At 72.0% G+C, this 22,926-nt stretch carries 23 protein-coding genes; 13 read left to right on the top strand and 10 right to left on the bottom strand.

The genetic code is table 11. The features are described 5' to 3' along the window. The first annotated feature begins 145 nt into the window (after nucleotides 1-145). The 4 genes from ABZZ74_RS25200 (at nucleotide 146) to ABZZ74_RS25185 (ending at nucleotide 3,273) form a co-directional block, all read left to right on the top strand. A complete protein-coding gene (locus ABZZ74_RS25200; RefSeq protein ID WP_356768525.1) occupies nucleotides 146-1,105 on the top strand; it encodes a metal ABC transporter substrate-binding protein in 960 nt (319 codons plus the stop codon). A 23-nt stretch (nucleotides 1,106-1,128) separates the two neighbouring features. Then, nucleotides 1,129-1,881, top strand: coding sequence for a metal ABC transporter ATP-binding protein (locus ABZZ74_RS25195; RefSeq protein WP_356768523.1), 753 nt, complete (start codon nucleotides 1,129-1,131; stop codon nucleotides 1,879-1,881). Nucleotides 1,882-1,891: 10 nt separating this feature from the next. Further along, the gene (locus ABZZ74_RS25190; RefSeq protein WP_356768521.1) at nucleotides 1,892-2,794 is read left to right on the top strand and encodes a metal ABC transporter permease; all 903 of its coding nucleotides are present in this window, start codon (nucleotides 1,892-1,894) and stop codon (nucleotides 2,792-2,794) included. 68 nt (nucleotides 2,795-2,862) lie between these two features. Then, complete coding sequence (locus ABZZ74_RS25185) at nucleotides 2,863-3,273, top strand: transcriptional repressor (RefSeq protein WP_356768519.1); 411 nt, start codon at nucleotides 2,863-2,865, stop codon at nucleotides 3,271-3,273. A 102-nt stretch (nucleotides 3,274-3,375) separates the two neighbouring features. Here ABZZ74_RS25185 and ABZZ74_RS25180 read toward each other — a convergent pair whose 3' ends face one another. From ABZZ74_RS25180 to ABZZ74_RS25160, 5 genes are all read right to left on the bottom strand, one after another. After that, nucleotides 3,376-4,227: an isoprenyl transferase gene (locus tag ABZZ74_RS25180; protein ID WP_133041099.1), complete on the bottom strand. Its 852-nt coding sequence runs from the start codon at nucleotides 4,225-4,227 to the stop codon at nucleotides 3,376-3,378. 24 nt (nucleotides 4,228-4,251) lie between these two features. After that, the gene (gene recO / locus ABZZ74_RS25175; RefSeq protein ID WP_240867536.1) at nucleotides 4,252-4,998 is read right to left on the bottom strand and encodes a DNA repair protein RecO; all 747 of its coding nucleotides are present in this window, start codon (nucleotides 4,996-4,998) and stop codon (nucleotides 4,252-4,254) included. Then, nucleotides 4,946-5,179, bottom strand: coding sequence for a hypothetical protein (locus ABZZ74_RS25170; RefSeq protein WP_356768516.1), 234 nt, complete (start codon nucleotides 5,177-5,179; stop codon nucleotides 4,946-4,948). Before ABZZ74_RS25170 ends, recO begins: the two co-directional genes overlap by 53 nt. A 183-nt stretch (nucleotides 5,180-5,362) precedes the next feature. After that, nucleotides 5,363-6,031, bottom strand: coding sequence for a response regulator transcription factor (locus ABZZ74_RS25165; protein ID WP_356768514.1), 669 nt, complete (start codon nucleotides 6,029-6,031; stop codon nucleotides 5,363-5,365). After that, on the bottom strand, nucleotides 6,028-7,224 hold the full coding sequence (locus tag ABZZ74_RS25160) for a sensor histidine kinase (RefSeq protein WP_356768512.1): 1,197 nt from the start codon (nucleotides 7,222-7,224) through the stop codon (nucleotides 6,028-6,030). Before ABZZ74_RS25160 ends, ABZZ74_RS25165 begins: the two co-directional genes overlap by 4 nt. A 134-nt stretch (nucleotides 7,225-7,358) precedes the next feature. On the opposite strand from ABZZ74_RS25160, the gene ABZZ74_RS25155 reads away from it, so the two are divergent. The 3 genes from ABZZ74_RS25155 (at nucleotide 7,359) to ABZZ74_RS25145 (ending at nucleotide 10,668) form a co-directional block, all read left to right on the top strand. Further along, a complete protein-coding gene (locus tag ABZZ74_RS25155) occupies nucleotides 7,359-8,273 on the top strand; it encodes an ABC transporter ATP-binding protein (RefSeq protein WP_356768510.1) in 915 nt (304 codons plus the stop codon). Further along, the gene (locus tag ABZZ74_RS25150) at nucleotides 8,270-9,100 is read left to right on the top strand and encodes an ABC transporter permease (protein ID WP_356768508.1); all 831 of its coding nucleotides are present in this window, start codon (nucleotides 8,270-8,272) and stop codon (nucleotides 9,098-9,100) included. Before ABZZ74_RS25155 ends, ABZZ74_RS25150 begins: the two co-directional genes overlap by 4 nt. Before the next feature lie 92 nt (nucleotides 9,101-9,192). Continuing rightward, nucleotides 9,193-10,668: an alpha/beta hydrolase gene (locus tag ABZZ74_RS25145; RefSeq protein WP_356768506.1), complete on the top strand. Its 1,476-nt coding sequence runs from the start codon at nucleotides 9,193-9,195 to the stop codon at nucleotides 10,666-10,668. On the opposite strand, the gene ABZZ74_RS25140 is transcribed toward ABZZ74_RS25145, so the two are convergent. After that, nucleotides 10,656-11,762: an abortive phage infection protein gene (locus tag ABZZ74_RS25140; protein WP_356768504.1), complete on the bottom strand. Its 1,107-nt coding sequence runs from the start codon at nucleotides 11,760-11,762 to the stop codon at nucleotides 10,656-10,658. The two genes, ABZZ74_RS25145 and ABZZ74_RS25140, sit on opposite strands and share 13 nt — an antisense overlap. A 129-nt stretch (nucleotides 11,763-11,891) precedes the next feature. Here ABZZ74_RS25140 and bla point away from each other — a divergent pair, with 129 nt between their 5' ends. Next, the gene (gene bla / locus ABZZ74_RS25135) at nucleotides 11,892-12,776 is read left to right on the top strand and encodes a class A beta-lactamase (protein WP_356768620.1); all 885 of its coding nucleotides are present in this window, start codon (nucleotides 11,892-11,894) and stop codon (nucleotides 12,774-12,776) included. On the opposite strand, the gene ABZZ74_RS25130 is transcribed toward bla, so the two are convergent. Continuing rightward, nucleotides 12,766-13,200 (bottom strand): protein-tyrosine phosphatase family protein, encoded by a 435-nt coding sequence (locus tag ABZZ74_RS25130; protein ID WP_356768502.1) that lies wholly within the window; start codon nucleotides 13,198-13,200, stop codon nucleotides 12,766-12,768. The two genes, bla and ABZZ74_RS25130, sit on opposite strands and share 11 nt — an antisense overlap. A 191-nt stretch (nucleotides 13,201-13,391) precedes the next feature. Between ABZZ74_RS25130 and ABZZ74_RS25125 the strand changes: the two genes are divergently transcribed. The 5 genes from ABZZ74_RS25125 to ABZZ74_RS25105 are packed head-to-tail and all read left to right on the top strand — an operon-like array spanning nucleotide 13,392 to nucleotide 19,872. Next, nucleotides 13,392-14,987 carry an ABC transporter substrate-binding protein gene (locus tag ABZZ74_RS25125; RefSeq protein ID WP_356768500.1) on the top strand — a complete coding sequence of 532 codons (1,596 nt, stop codon included), beginning with the start codon at nucleotides 13,392-13,394 and terminating at the stop codon, nucleotides 14,985-14,987. A 10-nt stretch (nucleotides 14,988-14,997) separates the two neighbouring features. After that, nucleotides 14,998-15,957, top strand: a complete 960-nt coding sequence (locus tag ABZZ74_RS25120) for an ABC transporter permease (RefSeq protein WP_356768497.1) — start codon at nucleotides 14,998-15,000, stop codon at nucleotides 15,955-15,957. Then, the gene (locus ABZZ74_RS25115; protein WP_356768495.1) at nucleotides 15,954-17,933 is read left to right on the top strand and encodes a dipeptide/oligopeptide/nickel ABC transporter permease/ATP-binding protein; all 1,980 of its coding nucleotides are present in this window, start codon (nucleotides 15,954-15,956) and stop codon (nucleotides 17,931-17,933) included. Before ABZZ74_RS25120 ends, ABZZ74_RS25115 begins: the two co-directional genes overlap by 4 nt. Beyond that, nucleotides 17,930-18,949, top strand: coding sequence for an ABC transporter ATP-binding protein (locus ABZZ74_RS25110; RefSeq protein WP_356768493.1), 1,020 nt, complete (start codon nucleotides 17,930-17,932; stop codon nucleotides 18,947-18,949). Before ABZZ74_RS25115 ends, ABZZ74_RS25110 begins: the two co-directional genes overlap by 4 nt. After that, nucleotides 18,946-19,872 carry a dihydrodipicolinate synthase family protein gene (locus ABZZ74_RS25105; protein WP_356768491.1) on the top strand — a complete coding sequence of 309 codons (927 nt, stop codon included), beginning with the start codon at nucleotides 18,946-18,948 and terminating at the stop codon, nucleotides 19,870-19,872. The genes ABZZ74_RS25110 and ABZZ74_RS25105 overlap by 4 nt, the downstream gene beginning before the upstream one ends. Nucleotides 19,873-19,900: 28 nt before the next feature. On the opposite strand, the gene ABZZ74_RS25100 is transcribed toward ABZZ74_RS25105, so the two are convergent. The 3 genes from ABZZ74_RS25100 to ABZZ74_RS25090 are packed head-to-tail and all read right to left on the bottom strand — an operon-like array spanning nucleotide 19,901 to nucleotide 22,925. Further along, the gene (locus ABZZ74_RS25100; RefSeq protein ID WP_356768489.1) at nucleotides 19,901-21,085 is read right to left on the bottom strand and encodes a sialidase family protein; all 1,185 of its coding nucleotides are present in this window, start codon (nucleotides 21,083-21,085) and stop codon (nucleotides 19,901-19,903) included. Continuing rightward, entirely contained in the window at nucleotides 21,082-21,750 is a 669-nt protein-coding gene (locus tag ABZZ74_RS25095; RefSeq protein WP_356768487.1) for a response regulator transcription factor, read from the bottom strand. Before ABZZ74_RS25095 ends, ABZZ74_RS25100 begins: the two co-directional genes overlap by 4 nt. Continuing rightward, nucleotides 21,747-22,925 (bottom strand): sensor histidine kinase, encoded by a 1,179-nt coding sequence (locus ABZZ74_RS25090; RefSeq protein ID WP_356768618.1) that lies wholly within the window; start codon nucleotides 22,923-22,925, stop codon nucleotides 21,747-21,749. The genes ABZZ74_RS25095 and ABZZ74_RS25090 overlap by 4 nt, the downstream gene beginning before the upstream one ends. Nucleotide 22,926 lies beyond the last annotated feature (1 nt).

Genomic DNA, 22,926 nt, shown 5'->3' with positions numbered 1-22,926 from the left:
TCTCTTCATTACGACGACGGGCGACGAAGCGAGACGCTTCAGAGCGAATGCTTCAGGGTACCGGCGGGGGCTCCCCCTCAATCAAATCGGTTCCGGTCGGATCGTTTATTGACAACGGTTTCCATGTCAGATGAAAATGACTGTCATGAACGTACGACGACAGCACATAACCGGGGTGGCCGTGGCGGCCGTCACCGCCCTCGGCCTCACCACCCTCTCCGCCTGCTCCTCCGACAGTGCCGCCGCGGCCGGTGACGGCACGTTCGACGTCGTCGCGTCGTTCTATCCGATGGCCTACCTCGCCGAGCGGATCGGCGGCGCCCACGTCCACGTCACCAGCCTCACCCAGCCCGGCCAGGAACCGCACGACCTGGAGATCAGCGCGCAGCAGACCGCGCGGCTGCAGGAGTCCGACGCGGTGCTGTACCTGAAGAACCTCCAGCCCTCCGTCGACGAGGCGGTGGCCCAGTCCGACGTGAAGACGAAGATCGACGCCGCCTCCCTCACCTCGCTGGAGAAGCACGGCAACGAGGTCGGCGGCCACGCGGCCTCCCACGACGACTCCAAGAACGAGGAGCTGGCCGGCCTCGATCCGCACATCTGGCTCGACCCGGTGCGCTACGCCCAGGTCGCCGAGGGGGTGGGCGCCGCCTTCGAGAAGGCCGACCCGAAGAACGCGGCCGACTACAAGAAGAACACCGCGGCCCTGGTCGAGAAGCTCGACGAGCTGAACAAGCAGTTCGAGGACGGGCTCGCGCACACCAGGTCAAAGGTCTTCATCACCACCCACGCCGCCTTCGGCTACCTCGCCGAGCGCTACGGCCTGACCGAGGAGGCCATCAACGGCCTCGACCCCGAGTCGGAGCCGAGCGCGGCGCGCGTGCGGGCCCTGGAGCAGATGGCGAAGGCCGACCACGTCACCACGGTCTTCTACGAGACGCTCGTCAGCGACAAGACCGCGAAGACCATCGCCTCCGACGCCGGTCTGAGGACGGACGTCCTGGACCCGATCGAGGGCATCACCGCCAAGTCCCGCGGCAAGGACTACTTCTCCGTGCAGGAGGCCAACCTCAAGGCGCTGCAGACGGCCCTGGGGACGAAGTGACACCGGAGGACGCGGAGGACGGCATGACCGAACCCGTCATATCCCTGCGGGGCGTCACCGCCGAGCTGGGCTCGCGCCCCGTTCTGCGCGGCATCGACCTCACCGTGGCACGGGGGGAGGTCGTCGCGCTGCTCGGCGCCAACGGCTCCGGCAAGTCGACGGCGGTCCGGACGGTCATCGGCCAGGTGCCGGTGAGCGCCGGGGAGATCGAGCTGTTCGGGACGCCGAGGAGGCGGTTCCGGGACTGGGCGCGCGTGGGGTACGTACCGCAGCGCACCACGGCCGCGGGCGGTGTCCCGGCGACCGTCACCGAGATCGTCTCCTCGGGACGGCTCTCCCGGGCCCGCTTCGGCGTCCTGCGCCGGGCCGACCACGCGGCCGTGCGCCGGGCGCTGGAGCTGGTCGGGATGGCCGACCGGGCGAAGGACTCCGTGAACGCCCTCTCCGGCGGCCAGCACCAGCGCGTCCTGATCGCCCGCGCGCTCGCCGCCGAACCCGAACTGCTGATCATGGACGAGCCGATGGCGGGCGTGGACCTGGCGAGTCAGGAGGTGCTGGCGCGGACGCTCAGGGAGCAGGTGGCGGCCGGTTCGACCGTCCTGCTCGTCCTGCACGAACTCGGGCCGCTGGAGCCGCTGATCGACCGCGCGGTCGTGCTCCGCGACGGCTGCGTGACGCACGACGGACCGCCGCCGCCCGCGCTCGGGCAGCACGCCCTTCCCGGCCACGACCACGTACATCCCCACGGGCCGATCCGCACGGGGCTGCTGAGCTGATGGGACTGTGATGGACTTCCTCGACTACGCCTTCATGCAGCGAGCCCTGCTCGCCGCCGTCCTGGTCGGCATCACGGCCCCGGCGATCGGCATCTACCTCGTCCAGCGCCGCCAGGCCCTCATGGGCGACGGCATCGGCCATGTCGCGATGACGGGTGTCGGCCTCGGCTTCCTGCTCTCGGCCTCCCCCGTGTGGATGGCGACCCTCACGTCCGTGCTGGGCGCGATCCTCATGGAGCTCATCCGCTGGTACGGCCGCACCCGCGGCGACATCGCCCTCGCCATGCTCTTCTACGGCGGTATGGCGGGCGGGGTGATGTTCATCAACCTCGCGCCCGGCGGCTCCAACGCGAACCTGACCTCGTACCTCTTCGGCTCGCTCTCGACGGTCTCGCCGTCGGACGTGACGGCGATCTGTCTGCTGGCGGGCTTCGTCGTGCTGGTCACCCTCGGTCTGCGCCGTCAGCTGTTCGCGGTGAGCCAGGACGAGGAGTTCGCGCGGGTGACGGGGCTGCCGGTGCGGGCGCTGAACCTGCTCACCGCGGTCACGGCGGCCGTGACGGTGACGGTCGCGATGCGGGTGGTGGGGCTGCTGCTGGTCAGCGCGCTGATGGTGGTGCCGGTCGCCGCGGCCCAGCAGCTCAGCCGGAGCTTCGCGGCGACGTTCGCGATCGCGGTGGCCATCGGGGTGTCCGTGACCCTCGGCGGCACGATCACCTCGTACTACCAGGACGTGCCGCCCGGGGCGACGATCGTGCTGCTGACCATCGCGGCCTTCGTCGTGCTGACCGCTCTCGCCGCCCCTCTCGCCCGCCGCCGCGCCCGTGCGGCCGCCGCCGCGCGGCCCGCCGGCGACCCCGTCGAGTGCGCGATTCCGGCCGGTCGGGAGGCCGGGGGGAAGGTCGGCGTCTGACCGCCCACAGCCCGGGCTGGCACAATGACCGGGCAGGCGCAGACGCGACCCTCGTGAAGGAGGAACCGGTGACGACCGCTGGACCGCCCGTGAAGGGCCGTGCCACCCGGCAGCGGGCCGCCGTGGCGGCAGCCCTGGACGAGGTCGACGAGTTCCGCAGCGCGCAGGAGCTTCACGACATGCTCAAGCACAAGGGCGACTCGGTCGGCCTCACCACGGTCTACCGCACCCTCCAGTCCCTCGCCGACGCCGGTGAGGTCGACGTCCTGCGCACCTCCGACGGCGAGTCGGTCTACCGCCGCTGCTCGACCGGCGACCACCACCACCACCTGGTCTGCCGCGTCTGCGGCAAGGCGGTGGAGGTGGAGGGCCCGGCGGTCGAGAAATGGGCGGAGGCCATCGCCGCCGAACACGGCTACGTCAACGTGGCCCACACGGTGGAAATCTTCGGCACCTGCGCGGACTGCGCCGCAGGCTGAGCCGATCAGGGCGCGGCCGCGCCCTGTGCTCACCTGCTCACACAGCACGTGCCCGTGCGGTTCGCCGGCTTGAGGAACGCACGGGCCTGTAGGCGGGGGGCTTCACGACGTGGTGTCGTCGCCCCTCATCGCCGCCTCCATGGCGAGCAGTTCCTCGTTCGGCACGGCGCCGCCGAAGCGGCGGTCGCGGGAGGCGAACTCGACGCAGGCCCGCCACAGGTCACGGCGGTCGAAGTCCGGCCAGAGCACGTCCTGGAAGACCATCTCGGCGTAGGCGCTCTGCCAGAGCAGGTAGTTGGAGGTGCGCTGCTCGCCGCTGGGCCGCAGGAACAGGTCCACGTCCGGCATGTCCGGGTAGTACAGGTACTTGGCGAGGGTCTTCTCGTTGACCTTGCCGGGATCCAGGCGGCCCGCCGCCACGTCCTCGGCGAGCGCCTGCGCCGCGTCGGCGATCTCCGCGCGGCCGCCGTAGTTCATGCAGAAGTACAGGGTCAGCCGGTCGTTGTCCTTCGTCTGCTCCTGGGCGACCTGGAGCTCCTTGGCGACCGACTTCCACAGCTTGGGCATCCGGCCCACCCAGCGCACCCGGACGCCGAGTTCGTCGAGCGTGTCCCGGCTCTTGCGGATGAAGTCGCGGTTGAAGTTCATCAGGAAGCGGACCTCGTCGGGCGAGCGCTTCCAGTTCTCGGTGGAGAAGGCGTACAGCGAGATGCTGCCGACGCCCATCTCGATCGCGCCCTGCAGCACGTCCACCACGCGCTCGGCGCCGACCTTGTGGCCCTCGGTGCGGGGCAGCCCGCGCTGCTTGGCCCAGCGGCCGTTCCCGTCCATGACGATCGCCACATGGTTCGGGACGAGCTCACCCGGGAGCTTCGGCGCGCGGGCGCCCGACGGGTGCGGCTCCGGCGCCCTGTACTCGCGGCGCCGGCTTCCCAGGATCCCGCGTACGACCATGTGCTTCTCGTCTCCTCTTACCGCTTACTTCTCTACGTAACGAAGCGAACGCAGTCCGCGTTCCAGATGCCAGTGCAGATACGCGGACACCAGCCCGCTCCCCTCCCGGACGTACCGCGGCTCGCACGCGTCCGCGGTCTCCCAGTCTCCCGTAAGCAGCGCGCCGAGGAGGTCCAGGGTCTGCGGAGACGGTACGACACTGCCGGCCACCCGGCAGTCGGCGCAGACCGAGCCGCCGGAGGCGACGGAGAAGAACCGGTTCGGCCCGGGCAGCCCGCACTTGGCGCAGTCGCTGAAGCTGGGCGCGTAGCCGTTGACGGCGAGTGAGCGCAGCAGGAAGGCGTCGAGGACGAGGTGCGGGGCGTGCTCGCCGCGCGCCAGCGTCCGCAGGGCGCCGACGAGCAACAGGTACTGCTGGACCGCCGGCTCGCCCTCGTGGTCCGTGAAGCGCTCGGCGGTCTCCAGCATGGCGGTGCCCGCGGTGTAGCGGGCGTAGTCGCTCACGATCCCCCCGCCGTAGGGGGCGATGGTCTCGCTCTGTGTGCACAGCGGCAGCCCGCGCCCCACCAGCTCGCTCCCCCGCGCGAAGAACTGCACGTCGACGTGGGAGAAGGGTTCGAGCCGCGCCCCGAACTTCGACTTGGTCCGCCGCACACCGCGGGCCACGGCCCGCACCCGCCCGTGCCCGCGCGTGAGCAGCGTGATGATGCGGTCCGCCTCACCGAGCTTCTGGGTGCGCAGCACGATGCCGTCGTCGCGGAACAGGCTCATGGGCCCCATTCTCGCCCACCGCGGGGGCCTGCCGCACAGACTCCGGATCGGCGTCCCACTCCTTGCCACCGCCGAAGGGTCTCAGCTGGACGTACGGCCCCTCGTGGCCCATCACGATCCCGGCCTTCCCGGTACGCGTGTCCACGACGTGACTGCCGACCGGTGGTTTGGGGGGCTTCATTTCCTCTCCTTAACGACCGTAATAAAAGCGACTCGGAATTCCGGGCGGAGGTGAGACCCGGCACTCCAGCGTGCTTCCCCTTTCTTTTTTGATTTCACGCTTTTGCTGCCGATAACGGCGTACGGCCCCTAAGATCGGCAGGAGTCTGCGCACTTCACGCGTCCGACGGAGGGACAGCGGAATTCACCGGGGCCGTACGGACACCAGCCCGGCCTCGTACGCCAGGATGACCAGCTGGACGCGGTCCCGCGCGTCGAGTTTGGTCAGCAGACGGGTGAGGTACGTCTTCGCCGTCGCGACGCTGATGCACAGTTCGGCCGCGATCTCCGTGTTGGACAGGCCGGAGCCGACCAGGGTGAGGACCTCGCGTTCGCGGTCCGTGATGCCGGTCAGTTCCCGGCGGCCGACGGCCGGTTCGGGGCGTGCGGCGAAGTCGTGGATGAGGCGGCGGGTCACGCTCGGCGCGATCAGCGCGTCACCGGCCGCCACGACCCGTACCGCGCCGATGATGTCGTCCAGACCCATGTCCTTGACCAGGAAGCCGGACGCGCCGGCCCGCAGGGCGCCGTAGACGTGGTCGTCGTCGTCGAAGGTGGTCAGGACGACCACCCGGGCGTCGGAGCCGGAGGCGGTGATGTGGCGGGTGGCCTCGATGCCGTCCATGCCCGGCATGCGGATGTCCATGACGACGACGTCCGGGGCGAGTTCGGCCGTCAGCCGTACCGCCTCCGTGCCGTTCGCCGCCTCGCCGACCACCTCCACGTCGTCGAGCTCGGCCATCACCATGCTCAGCGCGGTGCGGATGAGTTCCTGGTCGTCGGCGAGGACGACCCGTACCGCCCGGTCCGTCATCGCACGCCCGCCGGCACCGGCAGCCGAGCCGCGACCCGGAAACCGCCGTCGGGGCGCGGGGCCGCCGTGAACTCGCCGTGCAGCAGGGCGACCCGCTCGCGCATCCCGGCCAGACCGAACCCGGTGTCGGTGGAGGCGCCGTGGCCGCGACCCTCGTCGGTGATCTCGAGGGCGAGGTCGTCGTCGGTGTAGCGCAGGGTGACCTGGCACCGGGAGGTTCCCGCGTGCCGGACCACGTTCGTCACCGACTCCTGGATGATCCGGAACGCCGACAGGTCGATCTCCGGCGGGAGCCGGCGGGGGGCGCCGAGGCGCCGTACCTCCACCCGTACGCCCGCCGCGGTCGTCGTGGCCGCCAGGCGGTCGACGTCGTCCAGGCCCGCCGGGATCGCGTCGCCGGTGCCGCCGTCGTCCGCCGCCCGCAGCGCGACCAGCATGCGGCGCAGGCCGGCCAGCGTCTCGCGGCCCTCGTTCTCCACCGCCCGCATGGCCGCGAGGGCCGCCTCGGGACGGGTCCCGGCCACCCGGGCCGCGGCGCCGGCCTGGAGGGCGATGATGCCGATGCTGTGGGCGACGGTGTCGTGCATCTCCCGGGCTATGCGCAGCCGTTCGGCGGCGACGGCCCGGTCCGCGTGCTCGGCGCTCAGGCGTTCGGCGTGCAGGCGGGACTGGCGACTGGAGTTGCCGAGCAGCCAGGCGATGACGGTGACGAGGGCGACGGCCAGTTCGGGTCCCGTGCCGGCGACCCAGCCGCACAGCAGCCGCACCGATACGTAGACGGCCAGGGTGCCGACCGCCAGAGCCAGGGCGATGAGCGCGGTGCGCCGGGGGTGGGCCGAGGCGATGAAGTACAGCGCGACGATGGTGGTGAGGTACTGCGCCATGGGGAGTTCGCCCACGCCGAGGGTGGTCGTGTCGAGGACCGCGGCGAGGATCGTCCAGGTCAGGGCACGCAGCGGCCTGCGTTGCAGCAGCCGGCCGCCCCGGAACGCCAGCGCGGTGGAGACCGCGAGGAACAGCAGCCCGTCCCAGCGGTAGAGCTGGGCCGCCGGCCACTGGCTGGGCTGCAGTTCGCCGGGCAGCCGGAACGTCGTCAGGAGCGTGAACAGCGTGCTCACGCACCACACGATCGCCGTCCAGTCACCCGGCGACAGACGCTTGAGCAGGGACTGCGGAGGCGGGGTGGCGGACATGCCGTGATCGTAGGCGGCCCCTCCCGCGCCGGTCATCGGCCCGGGGACGTACAACCACGGTCGACAGCCGGGCCGGACGAGTGTCAGCGTCCGCCCGATGCCCGGGACCGTCCGCCCGCGCGACCGTGGTCCACATGATCGAAGTCGAACAGCTCACCAAGCGGTACGGCCCCACGACCGCCGTACGCGACCTGTCCTTCACCGTCCGCCCCGGCCATGTCACCGGCTTCCTCGGTCCCAACGGCGCGGGCAAGACCACGACCCTGCGGATGCTGCTGGGCCTCGTCGAGCCGACGTCCGGCACGGCGACGATCAGCGGCCACTCCTTCCGCCGCCACCCACGCGGACTGCACCACGTCGGCGCCCTCCTCGACGCGCACGACGTGCACGGCGGCCGCAGCGCGCGGGCCCATCTGCACGCACTGGCCCGCGGCAACCGGATCCCGCGCCGCCGGGTGGACGAGGTGCTCGCCGAGGTCGGTCTCACCGACGCGGCGGCCCGGCGCCGGGTCGGCACCTTCTCGCTCGGCATGAAGCAGCGGCTGGGCATCGCGGCCGCCCTGCTCGGCGACCCACCGGTGCTGATGTTCGATGAACCCCTCAACGGCCTCGATCCGGAAGGGGTGTTGTGGGTGCGGGAGCTGTTCCGGCGGCTGGCCCACGAGGGCCGTACCGTCCTCGTCTCCAGTCACCTCATGTCCGAGATGGAGCACACCGCCGACCAGCTGGTCGTCATCGGCCGGGGCGAGCTGATCGCCGCCGAGAGCCTGGCCGGTTTCGCCGCGCGCGGTACGGCGCCGACCGTGACGGTGCGCACGCCGGACGCAGGCCCGCTGGCCGCCGTACTGGAGGCGGAGGGCGCGGAGGTGGCGCCGGACGACGTGGAGACGCTGAGGGTGAACGGGGCGAGTGCGGTGCGGGTCGGTGAGATCGCCCATGAACACCGCTTCCTGCTCTGGGAGTTGTCGACGTCGGCCGCCTCCTTGGAGACCGCGTTCATGGAACTGACCGCCGACCGTGTCGAGTACCTCGCCGGAGACCGCCGATGACCACGCTCGCCCCGCCCGCCGCCCGCTTCACCGACCTGCTGGCCGCCGAGTGGATCAAACTCCGTTCCCTGCGTTCCACTTACTGGTCCCTCGGTGCGAGCGCCCTGGCCCTGGTCGCCTTCAACACGAACGCGGCCCGCGCCGACTATGTCAACTACCCGCACTACGGCGGCCCGATCCACCGCGACTTCGTCTACTGGGCGCTGCGGGACGCCTTCACCCAGGGCGCCGCCCTGATGCTGGTGCTGGCATGCGCGGGCATCGGGGCGATCACGATCGTGGGCGAGTACGCGACGGGCCTCATCCGCACGACCTTCACCGCCGTCCCGGACCGCCGGGCGCTGGTCGCGGCGAAGGTGGTCGTGGTGACGGCGGTGATGACGCTGTACGGCACGCTGGTCGCGGGCGTCTCCTTCGCGGCGACCCAGGCCGTCCTCGACGGCCGGGGCGCGGGCGTGTCGATCGGGTTTCCCGGCGCCTGGCGCGTGGTCGTGGCGTCGGCGCTGCTGGCCCCGGTGAGCGCGCTGGTCGGCATGGGTATGGGGGCACTGATCCGGCACAGCGCGACCACGATGGTCCTGACGACCCTCGTGCTGCTCCTGCTGCCGTCCTTCGTCACCGACACCTACCACTGGACCGCCTGCGTCCGTAACGCGCTGCCCTTCAACGCCTGGGTGCGGCTCGTCGACATCGGGTACGGCACCCATCCCTTCACCCTGGTCTCCAAGTACCCGACGACCGTCACGGGCGGGTGGGTCGTGTTCGGGGTGTGGGCGGTGGTGAGCGCGGTGGTCGCGGTGGTGGCCGTCGACCGGCGGGACGTCTGAGAAACCCGCGGTAGGCGGTGGGGTAAACCCCCTTCGCGACAAGGCAGTTGACCGGATGGGACGGGCGGCGCGGATCGGCGAGGCTCATGGCCATGACGAAGAGCATCCGCACCGCCTCACTGGTCGCCGCCACCGGGGTCGTCCTCGGTCTTCTCGCGCCGGTCACCGCCTCCGCCCGCCCCGAGCAGACGCTCCACTGGACCAAGTGCCAGGGCGCCGGCCTCGATCCGCGTCAGGAGTGCGCGACCCTCGCCGTGCCGATGGACTACGCCCACCCCGACGGCGCACGGATCGACCTCGCCGTCTCCCGTATCCCGGCCGAGAAACCGTCCGCCCGCCGGGGCGCGCTGCTGCTCGTTCCCGGCGGGCCGGGCGGGGACAGTCTGGGCGACCCCTCGGGCAAGGGGCAGAAGCTGCCGCAGGGCGTCCGGGACTCCTACGACCTGATCGGGTTCGCTCCGCGCGGCAACGCGCCTTCCACGTCGGTCAGTTGCGGCCTCGAACACCGTGACCTCGCCGTCACCGCGCTGCGCCCCTGGCCCGGCCCCGACGGATCGGTCGACCGGAACATGGCCACCGCCCGTCGCATGGCGGACGCCTGCGCCCGCAACGGCGGTGAGCTGCTGCGGCACATCAGCACCGTCGACAACGCCCGTGACATCGACCGGATCCGGGCCGCCCTCGGCGACCGGAAGCTCTCCGCGTGGGGGGTCTCGTACGGGACGTACGTCGCGGCCGTCTACGCCCAGCTCTTCCCGCAGCGCACCGACCGGATCGTGCTCGACAGCAGCGGCAACCCGGACCCGGTCCGGGTCGAACGGGCCTGGCTACAGGCGTTCGAGGTCGGCGTCGAGGACAACTTCCCCGAGTTCGCCAAGTGGGCGTCCACGCCCGGCAGTCCGTACCGCCTCGCTCCCACGGCCGCCGAGGTGCGTCCGCTCTTCCTGCGTCTCGCGGCCCGCCTGGACCGCGAGCCGATCCCGTGGCCCGGCGCCAACCCCGAGGAGCTGAACGGCGACGTCCTGCGCCAGACCCTGCTGAACAGCCTCTACGACCCCGACGACTATCCCACCGCGGCCCGGCTGATCCTGGCCGCGCAGAAGGGCGGGGCGCTGCCCGCGCCGCAGTCCCCGCCGGACGAGGTGATGCAGAACTACACCGCGGTCGGCGCCGCCACCATCTGCAACGACGCCGCCTGGCCCCGGTCGGCCGGCGTGTACCGGAAGGGCGTCGAGGAGAGCCGCGCCAAGTACCCGCTGACGGCGGGCATGCCGCGTAACGCGATGGTGTGCGCCGCCTGGCCGTGGCAGCCGAAGCGGGCACCCGTGCGGATCACCGACCGGGGGCCCGCCGACGTGCTGCTCGTGCAGGACGTACGCGATGTGGCGACCCCGCTGAGCAGCGCCCTGAAGATGCGCGAGGCGTTCGGCCGCCGCGCGGTCATGGTCACGGTGAACTCCACCGGCCACGACGCCTATCTCGACAACGGCAACGCGTGCGGCGACGCGACGGTCTCACGGTTCCTGGCGACGGGCGAGCGGCCGCGGCGGGACGTCTACTGCAGGTGAGCGCACCGGGCGTAGTGGCGGGCGAGGGCGTGGAAGGCCTCCTTGGGCTCCCAGTGCCAGCCCGAACGCGGGTCGTCCGGGCGGTTCTTGATGACCTTGGTGATGCTGTAGCTCGCCATGTCGAGGTCCTTGCGCGGGTCGTCCGCGCGGTGCGGGGCGTCGGGGGTGACGAACTCGAAGGCCATCGCCGCGTACAGCCCCATCGCCTCGAACACCGACAGCACGTCGACGAGGTAGGCGGCCTGGATGTGCTCGCTGCGGACCAGGTGTCCCTTGATCTCGCCCTTGTCGTAGTCGACGACGTCCCAGCCCATGCCGCCCGCCTCGGGGGCGCCGACGTAGGTGCAGGTGCCGAACTCGGTGATGGCGAGGGGCTTGCCCCAGCGCTGGTAGCGCCTCAACTCCCGTATGTAGTCGGAATGGTGACGGAAGGAGGAGTAGTAGTCGATGCCGACGATGTCGAACAGCCGCCAGTCGACCTTGTCGTCCTGGGCGGCGGCATAGCCCAGGTCGCCGTGGAAGACGGACCGCCCGAGCGCCGCCGCCTTCGTGGTGAAGCGGTCGAGGCGGCGCTGCATCGCCACGGGGTCGACCTTCCCGTCCAGCAGGTTCCGGACCCGCTCCAGGACCGTCTCGCCCGGCACGATCCCGGGCACGAACAGCCAGAACTCGCAGCCCACGCTGAAGTCGACGCTCGCCCCCTGCCGCCGCAGCCGCTCCGCGAACCGCCCGCACTCGGCCATGTGCTCGAGGATGTCCCGCTCCGGGGCGTCCGCGAGGGTCGGCTGCAGCCATACGTGCAGTCCCCGCTCGGCGGCCTCGGCGGCGGTGGCGGTGAGCCGTTCGACACCGTCGCCGGTCACGTCGACGGTGTCCGCGTGCAGGCGGTCGCGAATGGCCCGGATGTCACGCCGCATGCGGGCGGCGCTCCACGCGGTCCCCGGCGTCTCCCCCTCGCCGACGGTGTAGACGACCCCCCGGTGACGGAGGCCGTGCCGTCCTACGGCGGTCGCGGGCCGGGTAGCCGCCGCGACCGACACGGCCGCGGCCCCCGCCAGGAACCGCGCCCGGCTGATCCCCTTCGTCTCATCCATGCCCCCAGCCTGGCGCCCGCGTTCCCGCCCCGCCGTCCGCCGTTGGTCTACGGTCCGGCAACCAAGGAATGACGTACGACGTCGGTCAGGGAAGAGATCGGCGTCCCGAACCGAGCGAAGGAGAACACGATCCCAGGCGCACCCACCTCCCGGACGACCCGACGCACCCTCCTCACCGCGGGCACCGCAGGCGCGACCACGCTCCTGCTGAGCGCCCCCGCCCACGCCGCCACCGAGCCCCTGCGCGACCTGGAACGGCGGCACGGCGCCCGTCTCGGCGTCTTTGCGCACGACGTCCGCACCCGGCGGACCGTCACCCACCGCGCCGACGAGCGCTTCCCCGTCTGCTCCGTCTTCAAGACCCTGGCCGCGGCGGCCGTCCTGCGCGACCTGGACCGACACGGCGAGGTCCTGTCCCGGCGGATCCACTACACCGAGGCCGATCTCGTCGACGGCTCCGACCACACCCGTGCGCACCTCGCCGAGGGCATGACGGTCGCCGGACTGGCCGACGTGGCGATCCGCTACAGCGACAACACCGCCGGCAACCTCCTGCTGCGCGAGCTGGGCGGCCCGAGGGCGATCACCCGCTTCGCGCGCTCCATCGGCGACCCGGTGACCCGTCTGGACCGCTGGGAGACGGAGCTCAACTCGGCCGAGCCCTGGCGCGTCACGGACACATCGAGCCCGCGCGCCATCGGACAGTCGTACGCCCGTCTGGTCCTCGGCGACGCCCTGAACCGCCCGGACCGCGCCCTGCTGACGCACTGGCTGCTGAACAACACGACCAGCGCACGGCGTTTCCGCGCCGGGCTGCCGGCGGACTGGACGGTCGCCGACAAGACGGGCTCGGGTTCCTACGGCACCGCGAACGACGTCGGCGTCGCCTGGACCGAGACCGGCGGTCCCGTCGTCCTGGCGGTCCTGACGACCAAGCCGGACTCCGCGGCCGCCTACGACGACGCGCTGGTCGCGGAGGCTGCCGGGCTGGTGGCGGACGCCCTCAGCGTGTGAAGGTCCGCACGTAGCGCTTCTGCCAGGGCGTCTCCACGGCCCGCCGGTCGTAGTGCCGCCGTACGAAGTCCACGGCCTCCTCGGCCGGCACCCCGTCCAGCACCGCCAGACACGCCAGCGCCGTCCCGGTACGCCCCCGCCCGCCCCCGCAAGCGACCTCGACCCGCTCACGCGCGGCCCGCTCCCAGGCCGCGGTGAGCGCGGCGCGGGCCGCCGGGCGGTCGCCGGGCAGCCGGAAGTCGGGCCAGCGGATCCACGTGAACTCCCAGGGCACGGGCGGGGGTTGGCCGCCGAGGAGGTAGAGGGCGTACGAGGGTTCGGGCGCCCCGGGCGGGAGAGGCCGACGCAGTCCCCGGCCCCGGATCAGCCGGCCGGAGGGCAGGCGCAGCACGCCGGGGTCCGCGGGGTTCCACGTGTCCGTCATCCGGCCAGCGTACGGGCCTCGACGCCGAGGACCGACGGGGCGTCAACTCGGCCATAACAGCACGTCATTGGTCCGACCTCTGACGGCTACGCCATTCGTGTGCGTTCCCTTGACCGCCCTGTGGGCCCCTCCTAGGGTCGCGGCTGACGCCAGGACGTAGGACGTCGTATCTCCTCACCGCTGGAGGAACCGTGCACCGCCGGACCTTCCTGAAGCACACCGGCGCGCTGGGCGCGGCCTCCGCCGTCTCCGCGTCCCTGTCCGCCTGCTCGTGGGGGCCGCCGTCGACGATCGACACCGGGAGCGGCGGCAAGGACCGCACGCTGACCGCCGTCATCGGCTACGGGAACGACGGCACCTGGGACCCGACGCAGACCGCGTCGGCGTTCTGCATGGCCGCCAACAACCACATCTACGAGGGGCTGCTGGACACCGACCCGATCTCCCGTGAGCCGTACGCGGCGCTCGCGACCGAGGTGCCCACGGACCTCAACGCCACCACCTGGCGTTTCACGCTCCGGCAGGGCGCGACCTTCCACGACGGCAGGCCCGTCACCGCCGACGACGTGGTCTTCGTCTTCGACCGCATCCTCGACCCGAAGACCCAGACCCTCGCCAAGGGCTTCTTCGCGAGTTGGCTGAAGGAGGTCCGCAAGGTCGACGCCCGCACGGTCGAGCTGGTGCTCGCGTTCCCCTTCCCGGAAGGGGCTTCACGGCTCACCATCGCCAAGATCATGCCGAGGCACGTCTTCTCCCGGCCCGGCGCCTGGGACGACGCGATCAGGGGACTGGCGGTCGGCTCGGGGCCGTACCGGCAGACCGCGCACCATCCGAAGTCCAACACGACCTTCGCGGCCTTCGAGCACTACAACGGCCCCCGCCCGCCGGCCTTCCGGCGGATGAACTGGCTGACGATCGTGGACGCGGCCCCGCGCGTGGCCCGTGTCTCCGGGGCGAGCGCGGGCGCGCAGATCGCCGACAACATCCCGTACGCCGACATCGAGCAGCTCAGAAGCGGCGGGCTGTCGGTCGCGGGCGGGGCCGGGATGAACAACCTGTTCCTGATGTTCAACACCCGGCACAGGCCCTTCGACGACGTACGGGTGCGGCAGGCGCTGCACTACGCCATCGACACCGAGAAGATGGTGCGGGTCGCGCTCAAGGGGCACGGGAAGCCGTCGTCCTCCTTCCTGAACGAGGGCAACCCGGCCTACCGGCGGGCGAGGACCGTCTACGACCACGACCCCGAGAAGGCGAAGGCGTTGCTGAAGGCGGCCGGGGTCAGCGGGCTGAGGGTCGACGTCCTCGCGGTGAACGTGAGTTGGATCGTCGACTGTCTGCCGACCGTCAAGGCGTCCTGGGACGCGATCGGCGTGCGGACCACCCTCTCACCGCAGGAGACGATCGCCGTCTTCACCAAGCTGGACCAGAAGCGGGACTACCAGGTCGTGGCCGCCGCCTCGAACCCCAACCAGTTCGGCCTCGACGCCGACCTGATCATGCACTACAACTACGGCCCCGCCAACCTCTGGATGGGCTACGCCCGTTGGGCCGACGACCCGGTGGCCAAGCGGCTCTTCACGGACATGGACCGGGCCACCCGGGAGCCCGACCCGGAGAGGAAGAGGGCGATGATCCAGGACTACATCGACATCGTCGCCGAGCAGGCCGTGCTCTACCCGGTCGTCCACAACGAGCTGATGACGGCGTGGGATCCGCGGAGGCTGACGGGGATAAGAGCACAGCCGTATCCCGGCATCAACCTGCTCCAGGCGAAATGGGTCTAGGGGCACCGTCGTGATCGCCGTCCTGCGCATCCTCGTCCGCCGTGTCGCCCTGCTCGTGCCGCTGATGCTCGGCGTGGTGCTGTTCGTGTTCCTGGTGATGCGCTTCTCCGACGTCGACCCGGCGTCCGCGTTCTTCCAGGGATCCAACCCGACCGCTCAACAGCTGCACGACTTCCGTGAGCGCAACGGCCTGCTCGACCCGCTGCCCGTGCGCTACGTCCACTTCGTCGGCGACCTGCTCCACGGCGACCTCGGCACCAGCGCCCTGACCCGCGCCCCGGTCCTCGACCAGGTCGCCACCGCGCTGCCGCTCACCCTCCAGCTCACCTTCCTGGGCCTCGCGATCGCCGTGGTGCTGTCCCTGCTCGGCGGGGTCACGGCGGCCATCCACCGCGGCCGCCTCCCCGACCAGATCATCCGGGTCGTCTCCCTCATCGGCGTCGCGGCCCCCGCCTTCTGGCTGGCGCTGCTGATGATCCAGTACCTGGCGGTCGACCGGGGCTGGTTCCCGACCGGCGGCTACATCAACCCGGCCGACTCCCTCACCGGCTGGCTGCGGACCATGACCCTGCCCGCCCTGGCCCTGTCACTGCCGGTCGCGGCCCAACTCACCCGGATCGTCAGGACGTCGGTGGTGGAGGAGCTCGACAAGGACTACGTCCGTACGGCGATCGGCAGCGGACTGCCGCCGCGTGTCGTCGTGGGCCGCAACGTCCTGCGGAACGCGCTCGTCAACCCGCTGACCGTGCTCGGGCTGCGCGTCGGCTATCTGCTCGGCGGCGCCGTCGTCATCGAGACGATCTTCGCGCTGCCGGGCATGGGCAAGCTGATGATCGACGCCGTGCAGAACGGCGACCCGGCGGTCGTACAGGGCGTCGTCCTGACGACCGCGACCGGGTTCGTCGTGGTCAACCTCGTCATCGACGTCCTGTACCTGCTGCTCAACCCGCGCCTCAGGGAGGCGTCATGACGTTCCCCACCCGCAAGGACCTCGCCGGGATCCTGTCCCGACCGGGGCTGCGCCCGCGCGGATGGCGGCGGCTCCCGCCGCTGTCGAAGGCCGCCGTCTGCTTCCTGGCCGTCGTCGTCCTGGTCGCCCTGCTGGCCCCGCTGATCGCGCCGGACGACCCGCTCGACCAGCAGCCGCTCGTCGACGACACCGGGCATCCGTCCGCCGACCACTGGATGGGCCAGGACAGCCTCGGCCGGGACATCCTCAGCCGGCTGATGTACGGCGCCCGCTGGTCGCTGGCCATCGGGCTCGGCGCGACCGCGCTCGCGCTGGTCGTGGGAGCGCTGATCGGGGCGGTCGCCGCGACCTCGCGCAAGGGGGTCGACGAGACGCTGATGCGCTGCCTGGACGTGGTGATGGCGTTCCCCGGCATCGCGCTGGCCGCCGTGCTGGTGGCGGTCTTCGGGGGCGGGATCACGGTGCTGATCTGCGCGATCGCGTTCCTGTTCATCCCGCCGGTGGCACGGGTCGTGCGGGCCAACGTCCTCGACCAGTACGGCGAGGACTATGTGACGGCGGAACGGGTGATCGGCGCCCGGACCCCGCACATCGTGCTGCGCCATGTCGCCGTCAACTGCGCCGCCCCGGTGCTGGTGTTCTGCACCGTGCAGGTCGCCGAGGCCGTCGTCTTCGAGGCCTCCCTGTCGTTCATCGGGGCGGGGGTCCGGCCGCCGGACCCGTCCTGGGGCAGTGTCATCGCTGACGGCAAGAACATGGTGCTGACCGGGGGGTGGTGGGCGACCGTCTTTCCCGGGCTGCTGATGCTGGTGACCGTGCTGTCGTTGAACGTCCTGTCCGAGGGCGTGTCGGACGCGTGGGCCGTCCCGGCGGGGCGTGCGGTGGAGGTGCGGGGTGAGGACGACCCGGTTCAGGCTCCGGAGCCGGGGAGCGGGGAGGTGCTGCGGCTGCCCGGGCTGGCTGCGGCAGCGGCGCGACTGCGCACCAGGGCCCGTCCCCTCCCCCAGGGGCGGCAGCCCGTGCTCGCGGTGGAGGACCTCACCATCGGCTTCGACTCCCGGCACGGCGGCGTCGACATCGTGGACGGCATCAGCTTCGAGGTACGGCCCGGTGAGGTGCTGGGGCTTGTCGGGGAGTCGGGATGCGGCAAGTCGCTGACCGCCCTGACCGTCATGGGACTCCAGCCGAAGGACGCCCGGATCGGTGGTCAAGTCCGCTTCCAGCAGCGGGAGTTGCTCGCCGAGCCACTGCGGGTACGGCGTCGGCTGCTCGGCCACGAGATGGCGATGGTCTACCAGGACGCGCTGTCCTCCCTGAACCCGGCGATGACCGTCCGCGCCCAGCTCAAGCAGGTCGTACGGCGCGGCGGCCACCGCACCCCCGCCGAACTGCTCGCCCTGGTCGGCCTCGACCCCGACCGCACCCTGCGCAGCTACCCGCACGAACTCTCCGGCGGCCAGCGGCAGCGGGTCCTGATCGCCATGGCCCTCTCCCGCGAGCCTAGGCTGATCATCGCCGACGAGCCGACGACCGCGCTGGACGTGACGGTCCAGGCGCAGGTCATGGAGCTGCTGCTGCGACTGCGCGAGGAGCTGGGCTTCGCGCTGATCCTCGTCTCGCACGACCTGGCGCTGGTCGCGGACGTCACCGACCGGGTGGTGGTGATGTACGGCGGGCAGATCGTGGAGACGGGCGTCACCGCCGACCTGGTCGAGGAGCCGGCCCACCACTACACGCGCGGGCTGCTGGGCAGCGTGCTGTCCCTGGAGTCCGCCGAGGAGCGCATGACCCAGATCAGGGGTGTCGTCCCGTCCCCCGCCGACTTCCCGGCCGGCTGCCGCTTCGCCGACCGCTGCCCGCTCGCCACCGGCGTCTGCCGCACCACCCCGCCCGGCCTGCTCGGCACGCCCGCCCACACGGCGGCCTGTCACCATCCCGCGGTCGATCTCGTGACGTCGTCGGAGGCGGTGCAGTGAACGCGATCGTCGAGCTGTCCGGCGCCCATGTCGTCCACCGGGCCCGTAGCGGCGGCCTGTTCACCCGTGACCGGGTGTACGCCCTCACCGGCGCCGACCTCGCCGTCGCGCCCGGCGAGACGGTCGGCGTCGTCGGCGAGTCCGGGTGCGGCAAGTCGACGCTGGCGAAGGTGCTGGTCGGCATCCAACGGCCGACCGGGGGCACGGTGTCCTTCCGGGGCCGCGACCTGTGGTCGATGCCGCCCGCCGAACGCCGTACCACCGTAGGCGCCGGCACCGGCATGGTCTTCCAGGACCCCTCGACCGCCCTGAACCGCCGGCTGCCGGTACGGCGGATCCTGCGGGACCCACTGAACGTGCACCGGCGCGGCACGACCGCGGAACGCGAGGACCGGGTACGGGAGTTGATGGGCCTCGTGGGTCTGCCGGGCGCCCTCGCCGACGCCCTGCCCGGCCAGTTGTCCGGCGGTCAGCGCCAACGGGTGGCGATCGCACGGGCGTTGGCCCTGGAGCCCGATCTGGTCGTGGCGGACGAACCCACGAGCGCCCTCGACGTCTCCGTCCGCGCCCAGATCCTCAACCTCCTCCTCGACCTGAGGGAGCGGCTGGGCCTCGCCCTGGTCTTCGTCTCGCACGACATCCAGACGGTACGGCGGATGAGCGACCGCGTGATCACCATGTACCTCGGCAGGATCGTGGAGGAGTCCCCGGCCACCGAGGTCACGGACCGGGCCCGCCACCCGTACACCCGGGCCTTGTTCTCGGCGACCCCCGGACTGCTGCATCCCGTCGAGCCGATCCCCCTCACCGGCCCGGTGCCGTCCGCGACCCGGCCGCCCTCCGGCTGTCCCTTCCGTACCCGCTGCTGGAAGGCGGACGGCCGGTGCGCGTCCGAGATGCCGGAATTCTCGGCCGCGTCGGCGCCCGGTCACCGGTTCCGCTGCCACCATCCTGTTCAGGAGGCCGAATCTACGCGCGACCTCGTACGGCAGAACCACCCCAGGGAGCCCTCATGACCCTTCCCACCCCGCTGACCGGTGTCGTCCCGCCCGTCTGCACGCCCCTGACACCGGACCGCGAGGTGGACGTCCCCTCGCTGCTCAGGCTGGTCGACCATCTGGTGGACGCCGGGGTGGACGCGCTGTTCGTGCTGGGCTCCTCGTCGGAGGCGGCCTATCTGACCGACGGGCAGCGGCGGCTGGTCGTGGAGTCGGTGGCCGCCCATGTGTCCGGCCGGCTCCCCGTCCTGGCCGGGGCGATCGACATGACGACCCCCCGCGTCCTGGACCATGTGCGGGCCGTGACCTCGGCGGGCGCGGACGCGGTGGTGGTGACGGCGCCCTTCTACACCCGCACCCACCCCGCCGAGATCGCCCGCCACTTCCGCCTGGTCGCGCAGGGTTCCCCGGTCCCGGTGATCGCCTACGACATCCCGGTGGCCGTCCACACGAAACTCCCCGCCGACCTGGTCCTCGCCCTCGCCGCCGACGGCACCCTCGCGGGGCTCAAGGACTCCAGCGGCGACCTGGCCGCCTTCCGCGAGGTCGTCACGGGCGCCCGCGCGCTGCCCGGCTTCAGTGTCCTGACCGGCTCGGAGCTGGTCGTCGATGCCGCCCTCGCGCTCGGCGCCGACGGAGCCGTCCCGGGCCTCGCCAACGTCGACCCCCATGGCTACGTCCGTCTCGTCCGTCTCTGCCGGGACGGTGACCGGGAGCGGGCGCGGGCCGAACAGGAGCGGCTGTGCGCCCTGTTCCGGCTGGTGGGCGTGGGCGACCCGGCCCGTATGGGCGGCAGCTCGTCGGCGCTGGGCGCCTTCAAGGCGGCGCTGCACCTGCGGGGCGTCATCGACTGCCCGGCGACGGCGGAACCCCAGGTGCCGCTGTCACCGGAGGAGGTGGAACGGATCGGCAAGTACCTCGCCGCCGCCGGACTGCACTGAGGGCTCCGCCGGACGTGCCGCCCGCGGCTCAGAGCCCGTCGACCGGCAGCCTGCGGAACTCGATCGTGTCGTACGGGCCGGTCGTGCCCTTCTCGTACAGGAGGCCGACCGTCCGGGCGTCCACCTGGGTCAGGTCGGAGTAGGCGGCCGGCTGGTCGGCGAGGGTCAAGGACCTCGTGAAGGTCGCTCCGGCGTCCGCGCTGCTCCAGACGGCCATCGAGCGGCGGGCGGTCGGGACGGACGGGGCCGAGAAGAGCAACGGGGCTTCCCGTCCGGCGAGTTGGAGGACGCTGCCCTCGACGACCGGGGCGTCGTCGAGGGTGGGCTGCCCGGCGTAGGGGTGGTCGACGCTCTCGCCGCCGTCCCCGGAGTAGGTGTCCACCCGGTTGCCGGGGGTCGTGCCGTTCTGGTCGCGGGAGTTGAAGTACAGCCGTCCGTCGGGGAGTTGGGCGGCGGTGGACTCGTTGGCGTTGACCACGCCGTCGTAGGTGTCGTCCGTGAACCCGATGTGCCAGCTGTCTCCGCCATCGTCGCTGTAGATGTCGTGCGCGCCGTAGTACCTGGCCTCCGCGCCGGTGTCGGGGGAACCGGCGGGCGGCGGGCCGGAGTGGTTGGCGGCGACCACCAAGCGGCCGGCGTGCAGGCCGCGGGTGAGGGCGACGGCGTGGCCCGGCCCCGTCGCGTACCACCGCCAGTCCGGCCGCTTCACCTGGGCCGTGATCTCGCGGGGCGCGGAGAAGGTCAGCCCGTCGTCCCGGCTGAGCTGCACGAACACCCGCCGTCCCCGCTCGGGCGTCACCTCCCCGCGCATGATCTGCGCCTCCGTCACAGCACCGCTGTTGTAGCAGGTCAGCAGCACGATCGCCCCGGTGCGCGGATCGACGACCGGCGCCGGATTGCCCCGCGTGTCCCCGTCCCCGGCGGCCACCACCCGCAACGGCCCCCAGGTGCAGCCGCCGTCGTCCGACCGGCGCAGGACGACATCGATGTGCCCGGTGTCGGAGGGGCTGTTGTGCCGCCCTTCGGCGAAAGCGAGCACGGTGCCCCGCCGGGTCGTGACGGTCGCCGGGATGCGGTAGGTGTCGTAGCCGCCCTCGCCGGAGACGTAGGGGACGGAGGACGTGCAGCCGTGGGCGGTGGAGGCGTGCGCCGTCGCCGTGGTGGGGGCGAGGACCGCGAGGGTGACGAGGAAGGTGCGGCTCAGGAGGGTCACGGGTCCATGGTTCCCGGAGTCACCAGTCCCGACTCGTAGGCCACCATCACCAGCTGCGCCCGGTCCCGCGTCCCGAGCTTGCCCATGATCCGGCTGACGTGCGTCTTGGCGGTGAGCGGGCTCAGCCCCAACGCCCCGGCGATCTCCGCGTTGTTGAGGCCCCGCGCCACCAGCCCCAGCACCTCCCGCTCCCGGTCCGACAGACACTCCGGGCCGCCCGTCGCCGGCGTCGACGGGCTGCGCAGGAACCGCTCGATCAGCCGTGCCGTGGGCCCCGGCGAGAGCAGGGCCTCGCCCGCGGCCACGGTACGGACGGCGTCGAGGAGTCCGGCCGGACGGGTGTCCTTGACCAGGAACCCGGAGGCTCCGGCGCGCAGCGCCTCGACGATGTTCTCGTCGGTGTCGTAGGTGGTGAGGACGAGGACCCGGACATCCCTCAGCTCCGCGTCCGCGGCGATGAGCCGGGTCGCCTCGATGCCGTCCAGGTCCGGCATCCGGATGTCCATCACCACCAGGTCGGGCCGCTCTGCGCGGGTCAGCTCCACCGCCTCCCGGCCGGTGCCCGCCTGGCCGACGACGTCCATGTCCCGCGCCGACTCCACCAGCATCGCGAACGCGGCCCGTACCAGCGTCTGGTCGTCGGCGAGCAGCACGCGGATGGTCATCCTGTCCCTTCCCCCGTGGTCTGGAGCGGCAGCACGGCGGTGACCCCGAAGCCGCCCTCCCGCCGTGGCCCGGCGTCGAGTGTGCCACCGACGCTGCGGGCCCGCTCCCGCATGCCGGCCAGCCCGAATCCGGGCGCGGTGCCGGGGTCGGGGCAGGTGCCGTCGTCGGTGACGGACAGGCGCAGGGCCCCGTCCGACTCGTGCACCTCGACCCGTACGGCGACTTCGGGCCCGGCGTGCCGTACGGCGTTGGTCAGCGCCTCCTGGACGATCCGGTAGGCGGCCGCGCCCACGGCCGGCGGTGCCTGCCGCGCCCGTAGCGGCGGCTCGACGCGCGCGCCCGCGAGCCGGGCCGTCCGAACGAGGTCGGGCAGTCCGTCGAGGCCGGGCAGCGGGCCGCGTCCGTCGCCGTTCTCGGAGGCGCGCAGCACCTCCAGGGTGGTGCGCAGTTCACCGTGTGCCGTCCGGCAGGTCTCCGCGATGTCGTCCAGCGCCTTGGCGACGGTCTCCCGGTCCAGGCGCTCGGGGTCAGCGCCGAGGACGTGCGCGGCCACCGAGGTCTGCACGCCGATCAGGGTGATGCTGTGGGCGAGCAGGTCGTGCAGGTCGCGGGCGATCCGCAGGCGTTCCTCGGCGACCCGGCGGCGGGCCTCCTCCTCGCGGGTGCGTTCGGCGCGCTCGGCCCGCTCGACGATGGCGGCGACGTACTGCCGGTAGTAGCGGACGTCGACCCCGCAGAACAGGGTGGCGATCACCCAGCCGGAGATCCGCAGCAGTTCGACCGCCATGTGGGTGCTGACGGTGAGCATGGCGCCGGTGGAGACGCCGAGGACGACGACGCCCGCCAGGATGGTGCGCAGCGGGCGGCCGGTGACGGCGACCGTGTAGAGCGCGACGATCGTGGCCGGGGTCGCCGCGAAGTGGTTGTTCTGCAGGGCGTGGTACGGCACGAGCAGCACGAGCCCCGTGACCAGGACGAGCAGGGCCCGGTGCCGCCGCCACACCAGCGGCACGTGCGCGGCCAGCAGCAGCGTCCAGCCGAGCGCGTCCGGGCGGCGGCCCGGGTCCGTGAACAGCGCCAGGCACACGGCTGCTGCACCGAGCACGGCGGCGAGGATCGCGTCGTTGCGCGTGCCGTGCGGCGCCGTGCGCGGGTCGCGGTTGACCACCGCCATG

The organism is Streptomyces sp. NPDC006476 (assembly GCF_040612015.1).
GTDB classification, from domain to species: domain Bacteria; phylum Actinomycetota; class Actinomycetes; order Streptomycetales; family Streptomycetaceae; genus Streptomyces; species Streptomyces griseorubiginosus_B.
Note: the sequence above shows the minus strand (reverse complement) of the source record. Positions and strands in the feature narration are given on the sequence as shown.

Excerpts from the sequence above, each read along its gene's own strand:
- ABZZ74_RS25130 (WP_356768502.1), bottom strand. The coding sequence starts at position 13,200 with ATGACGGACACGTGGAACCCCGCGGACCCCGGCGTGCTGCGCCTGCCC.
- ABZZ74_RS25190 (WP_356768521.1), top strand. The coding sequence starts at position 1,892 with ATGGACTTCCTCGACTACGCCTTCATGCAGCGAGCCCTGCTCGCCGCC.
- ABZZ74_RS25200 (WP_356768525.1), top strand. The coding sequence starts at position 146 with ATGAACGTACGACGACAGCACATAACCGGGGTGGCCGTGGCGGCCGTC.
- ABZZ74_RS25170 (WP_356768516.1), bottom strand. The coding sequence starts at position 5,179 with ATGAAGCCCCCCAAACCACCGGTCGGCAGTCACGTCGTGGACACGCGT.
- recO (WP_240867536.1), bottom strand. The coding sequence starts at position 4,998 with ATGAGCCTGTTCCGCGACGACGGCATCGTGCTGCGCACCCAGAAGCTC.
- ABZZ74_RS25115 (WP_356768495.1), top strand. The coding sequence starts at position 15,954 with ATGACGTTCCCCACCCGCAAGGACCTCGCCGGGATCCTGTCCCGACCG.
- ABZZ74_RS25165 (WP_356768514.1), bottom strand. The coding sequence starts at position 6,031 with ATGACGGACCGGGCGGTACGGGTCGTCCTCGCCGACGACCAGGAACTC.
- ABZZ74_RS25090 (WP_356768618.1), bottom strand. The coding sequence starts at position 22,925 with ATGGCGGTGGTCAACCGCGACCCGCGCACGGCGCCGCACGGCACGCGC.
- ABZZ74_RS25195 (WP_356768523.1), top strand. The coding sequence starts at position 1,129 with ATGACCGAACCCGTCATATCCCTGCGGGGCGTCACCGCCGAGCTGGGC.
- ABZZ74_RS25095 (WP_356768487.1), bottom strand. The coding sequence starts at position 21,750 with ATGACCATCCGCGTGCTGCTCGCCGACGACCAGACGCTGGTACGGGCC.
- ABZZ74_RS25140 (WP_356768504.1), bottom strand. The coding sequence starts at position 11,762 with ATGGATGAGACGAAGGGGATCAGCCGGGCGCGGTTCCTGGCGGGGGCC.
- ABZZ74_RS25150 (WP_356768508.1), top strand. The coding sequence starts at position 8,270 with ATGACCACGCTCGCCCCGCCCGCCGCCCGCTTCACCGACCTGCTGGCC.
- ABZZ74_RS25145 (WP_356768506.1), top strand. The coding sequence starts at position 9,193 with ATGACGAAGAGCATCCGCACCGCCTCACTGGTCGCCGCCACCGGGGTC.
- ABZZ74_RS25155 (WP_356768510.1), top strand. The coding sequence starts at position 7,359 with ATGATCGAAGTCGAACAGCTCACCAAGCGGTACGGCCCCACGACCGCC.
- ABZZ74_RS25160 (WP_356768512.1), bottom strand. The coding sequence starts at position 7,224 with ATGTCCGCCACCCCGCCTCCGCAGTCCCTGCTCAAGCGTCTGTCGCCG.
- ABZZ74_RS25105 (WP_356768491.1), top strand. The coding sequence starts at position 18,946 with ATGACCCTTCCCACCCCGCTGACCGGTGTCGTCCCGCCCGTCTGCACG.
- ABZZ74_RS25180 (WP_133041099.1), bottom strand. The coding sequence starts at position 4,227 with ATGGTCGTACGCGGGATCCTGGGAAGCCGGCGCCGCGAGTACAGGGCG.